General features: G+C 67.3%; 3 protein-coding genes. All 3 read left to right on the forward strand.

What is annotated here, in order from left to right:
- Window positions 1-4,221 (forward strand): YadA-like family protein (locus tag AC3A5N_RS15980; RefSeq protein ID WP_487738311.1); only part of this gene is annotated, 4,221 nt, incomplete at its 5' end.
- Window positions 4,222-4,252: 31 nt separating this feature from the next.
- The gene (locus AC3A5N_RS15985) at window positions 4,253-4,684 is read left to right on the forward strand and encodes a hypothetical protein (protein WP_487738312.1); all 432 of its coding nucleotides are present in this window, start codon (window positions 4,253-4,255) and stop codon (window positions 4,682-4,684) included.
- 18 nt (window positions 4,685-4,702) lie between these two features.
- On the forward strand, window positions 4,703-5,130 hold a 428-nt coding region (locus AC3A5N_RS15990), incomplete at its 3' end, for a hypothetical protein (protein ID WP_487738313.1).

The raw sequence follows: 5,130 nt of genomic DNA on the forward strand, positions 1-5,130 counted from the left end.
GACGGCGCGGTCGCGATCGGCGATCCGAGCTATGCCAGCGGCCGCGGTGCGTTCACCGGCGGCGCGGACAACATCGCCAATGCTGACGGCACGGCGACGGCGACTGCCGCCAACATGGCGAGCGGCGCGGTTGCGATCGGCAACAGCAACGTGGCGGTCGGCCAGGGCTCGGTCGCGCTGGGCAACGACAGCAGCGCGTTGGCGGCGGGCTCGCTCGCCTTCGGCGATACCGCCGTTGCCAACAATGCCGGCGACGTGGCGCTGGGCTCCGGCTCGGTTACCGACGCGGCGGTAGCGACCACCGGCATCACGATCGACGGCACGACCTACGCCTTCGCCGGGACCGCGCCGACCTCGACGGTCAGCGTGGGCGCGGCCGGGGCGGAGCGCACCGTGACCAACGTTGCGGCGGGCCGCATCGATGCGGCTTCGACCGACGCGATCAACGGCTCGCAGCTCTTCGCGACCAACCAGGCGATCGAGGCCGTGGCGACGACCGCGGGCATGGGCTGGAACGTCCAGGCCAATGGCGACGCCGCGACCAATGTCGCACCGGGCGACACCGTCCAGTTCGTCGACGGGCAAAACATCGAGGTGACCCGCACCGGCACCGACATCACCATTGCGACCAGCGCGGACCTCGTTGCCGACAGCGTCACTCTGGCGAGCGGACAGGTGTTCGACGCGGCCGGTCTCGACATGGCCAATACGACGATCACCAACCTGGCCGACGGCGAGGTCAGCGCGACCTCGAGCGAAGCGGTGAACGGCTCGCAGCTCTTCGCGACGAACCAGCAGGTCGATCAGAACACCACCAATATCGCCAACCTCGGGGATACGATCACCGACATCAACAACGGCGCCGGCATCAAGTACTTCCATGCCAACTCGACCGAGGCGGACTCGCAGGCGCTTGGCACCAACTCGGTGGCGATCGGTCCGAATGCGGTTGCCAACAATACAGGCGACGTGGCTTTGGGCTCGGGCTCCACTACGGATGCGGCTGTGGCGACCACCGGCACGACGATCGGCGGCAACACCTACGCCTTCGCGGGTACGGCGCCGACGAGCACGGTCAGTGTCGGTGCGGCTGGCGCCGAGCGGACGATCACCAATGTCGCGGCAGGCCGCCTGAGTGCGATCTCGACCGACGCGGTGAACGGCTCGCAGCTCTTCGCGACCAACCAGCAAGTCGACCAGAACGCGACGGATATCGACAATCTCGACGGCCGCGTGACGACGGTCGAGGGTGACATTGCCAACCTCGGCGACACCATCACCGACATCAACAACGGCGCGGGGATCAAGTACTTCCACGCCAACTCGACCGAGGCCGACTCGCAGGCGCTGGGGACGAACTCGGTGGCGATCGGACCGAACGCCGTTGCCAACAACACCGGTGACGTGGCCTTGGGTTCCGGCTCCACGACTGAAGCGGCCGTGGGGACGACCGGCACGACGATCGGCGGTAACACCTACGCGTTTGCCGGCACCGCTCCGACAAGCACGGTCAGTGTGGGCGCGGCTGGGGCCGAGCGGACGATCACGCATGTCGCGGCAGGCCGCCTGAGTGCGATCTCGACCGACGCGGTGAACGGCTCGCAGCTCTTCGCGACCAACCAGCAAGTCGACCAGAACGCGACGGATATCGACAATCTCGACGGCCGCGTGACGACGGTCGAGGGTGACATTGCCAACCTCGGCGACACCATCACCGACATCAACAACGGCGCGGGGATCAAGTACTTCCACGCTAACTCGACCGAGGCGGACTCGCAGGCGCTCGGCACCAATTCGGTGGCGATCGGTCCGAATGCCGTCGCGAACAACACGGGTGACGTGGCCTTGGGCTCCGGCTCCACGACCGAAGCGGCCGTGGGGACCACCGGCACGACGATCGGCGGCAATGCCTACGCCTTTGCAGGTACGGCACCGACGAGCACCGTCAGCGTTGGTAGCGCCGGTGCGGAGCGGACGATCACGCATGTTGCGGCGGGCCGGCTTTCCGCCACGTCGACCGACGCGGTGAACGGCTCGCAGCTCTTCGCGACCAACCAGCAAGTCGACCAGAACGCGACCGATATCGACAATCTCGATGGCCGCGTGACGACGGTGGAAGGCGACGTCGCCAACCTCGATGGCCGCGTGACCACGGTCGAAGGTGACGTTGCCAACCTGGGCGACACGATCACCGAGATCGCGGGCGACACCTCCGACGCCTACACCGATGCAAACGGTAAGGGCCTTCGCTATGCCCGCACCAACGAGGCCGGCCTCCCGGAGGCGGACGCCTTCGCTCAGGGGATCGGCTCGACCGCCCTCGGTTATCAGGCAAGTGCGACCGCTGCAGACGCAGTGGCGCTGGGCCGCGATGCCCAGGCGAGCGTCGACGGATCGCTGGCGCTGGGCTCCGGCTCCGTCGCAGATCGTCCCGTGGCGCCTGCGACCGGCCAGCTTGCAGCCGGCGCGGTGAACATCGAGTACAACACGACCGACAAGACGCTTCTTGGCGCCGTGTCGGTGGGGAACGACACGTCCTATCGTCAGATCACGAATGTGGCTGACGGGACCAGCGCGCAGGATGCGGTGACGATCCGGCAGCTTCAGGGAGCCATCGCGGCGGTCGCGACCACGCCGACCAAGTACTTCCATGCCAACTCGGATGAGCCGGACTCGCTCGCGGTGGGCGAAGACTCGATCGCCGTCGGTCCCGAGACCGTGGTCAACGCCGACAACGGCATCGGCATCGGCAACGGCGCGATCGTCGATCAGATCGCACCGGGCGGAACCGCCATCGGCCAGGGCGCGCATGTCATGCTCGCCGATGGTCTGGCGTTCGGCACGCAAGCGGTGTCGGCGGCCATCCAGGGCGTCGCGATCGGTGCGGGTGCGAGAGTCGATCATGGCGCGAGCGTTGCGCTCGGGTCGAACTCGGCGACCAGCGTGGGCGCCCAGACGGGTTACACCGGCTACGGACTTGCCGCTCCGCAGAACTCCGCGGGCGAGGTCTCGGTCGGCAGCGCCGGCGCCGAACGCCAGATCACCAACGTCGCAGCCGGTTCGGCGCCGACCGACGCGGTGAACGTCAGCCAGCTCGAGGCGGTCGAGCAGAACCTGGGCACCCAGATCACCGATCTCGGCGACCGGGTGACCAATGTCGAAGGCGATGTCGCCAATCTCGACGGCCGGATGACCAACGTCGAGGGCGACGTGGCGAACATCGACAATCGGGTGACGACGGTCGAAGGTGACGTTGCCAACCTCGACAATCGGGTGACCGACATCGAGGGCAGCATCAGCACTGTCGAGAACAATGTCTCCAACCTCGGCGAAAGCGTGGCGGAGGGTCTTGGCGGAAACTCCAGCTACGATCCGACCACTGGCACGATCAACACGGAACTGAACGTCGGCGGCAACACCTACAACAACGTCAACGATGCCCTGAACTCGATCGAGCAGACTGCGAACGCGGGCTGGAACATCCAGGCCGATGGCGGTCCGTCGACCAACATCGGGTCGAACGGCACGCTGAACGTGGCTGCCGGCTCGAACACGGTGGTGACGCTGAACGGCAACGAGCTCGAGATCGGCGTGGTGGACAACCCCACCTTCTCCGGCATGGTGACGGCCAACGGCGGGCTCGCCGTGGGCGCGAACACGAGCGTCGATATGGGCGGCAACGTCGTCCAGAACGTCGCGGCGGGGGCGGTCAACTCGACCTCGACCGATGCCGTCAACGGCTCGCAGCTCTACGAGGTGCAGCAAGTCGCGAACAACTCCGTGCAGTATGACGAGGACGGTGATTCCGTCACCTTCAACCCCGGCGGATCGGCAACGAAGCTGCAGAACGTGGCCGCGGGTGTGGCACCGACCGACGCGGTCAACGTCCAGCAGCTCAACGACGGGCTTGCGGGCGCGGTGAAGGAAGCCAACGCCTATACCGACTCGCGGCTTGCGGGGATCGACTACGACATCCGCAACCTGCGCGAGGACGCCAACGCCGGCGTTGCCGGTGCGCTGGCGGCGGCCGGTCTTCCCCAGGCGTTCGAACCGGGCCGCGGGATGCTCTCCTTCGGTGCCGGTACGTACCAGGGGCAATCGGCGTTCGCGGTCGGCCTGTCGCGGGTGCTGGATGACGGCAAGACCGTCATCAAGGCGGGCGCCACTTACGACACGCAGGAACGCGCGGGTGCCAACGTCGGCGTCGGCTTCCAGTTCTGATCCGTTCAAATTGCTCGACAGGAGGGCACATATGAAAGCCAGACTTCTCGCGCTTCCGCTGATCGCCGCGACTTCGATCGGCACCGTGGCCGCCGCACAGGAGACCACGGAAACCGGCCCCGCGACTTACGTCGCGACGGTCGACCCCGGGGCCTTCAAGCGCGCCCCGCTGGAGGAGAAGAAGACGGGTGTGACTGCCGACCCGGCGGCGGTGCGGATGATCGTGCCGGGGCTGGAGAAGTTCAGCATCTACCGGCTGATCGGTCCGCCGCATTTCGGCGAAGGCATCACGCGGCGGTGGAACTACGTCCTGTTCCTCCCGCTCGCGCCGGGAAGCACCGAACGGGCGCGCTGCCGGATGGAAATCCGCTTCGAAAAGCCCGAGGGCCGCTATCACGTCGTCGTGTCCGAAGTGGTCTGGCAGGACCAGGCTTGCGCGGACCGGGTTGCGGCGGCGGGCTGATTGAGGGAGAGGGCGGTCATGCGATCCTTCACTCTCTCCGCCGCCCTCTTCCTCACCTGCGTCGCGAGTCCCGCGGCGGCCCAGATGTTCGGGCCGCCGATCGCCGGGCTATGCCTCCTCTCGCGTGATGGCGCGATCAGCGCTTCGCGCGCCGGGCAGTCGCTGCAGGGGCAGTTGCAGCAATTGCAGTCCTCGCTGTCGGGCGAGCTGGCGCAGCGGCGCGCCGCGATCGAGCAGCAACAGCGCGCGCTGGCGGCGCGGCAGAACGCCACCGCGCCGATCGAGTACCAGCGCCAGCAGGCCGCTCTCGCCCAGCAGCTGCAAGTTCTCGATCAGCAGCAGAACACCCGCTTCATCGCCGCCCAGCAGCGCGGCCAGCAGCAGATCGATCAGGCGCTCGGCACCGCGCTGGGCCGTGTCGTCAGCCGCAGCGCCTGCAGCGTCGT

The sequence above is a fragment of the Pelagerythrobacter sp. Soil_C_18 genome, from assembly GCF_057657235.1.

Excerpts from the sequence above, each read along its gene's own strand:
- AC3A5N_RS15985 (WP_487738312.1), top strand. The coding sequence starts at position 4,253 with ATGAAAGCCAGACTTCTCGCGCTTCCGCTGATCGCCGCGACTTCGATC.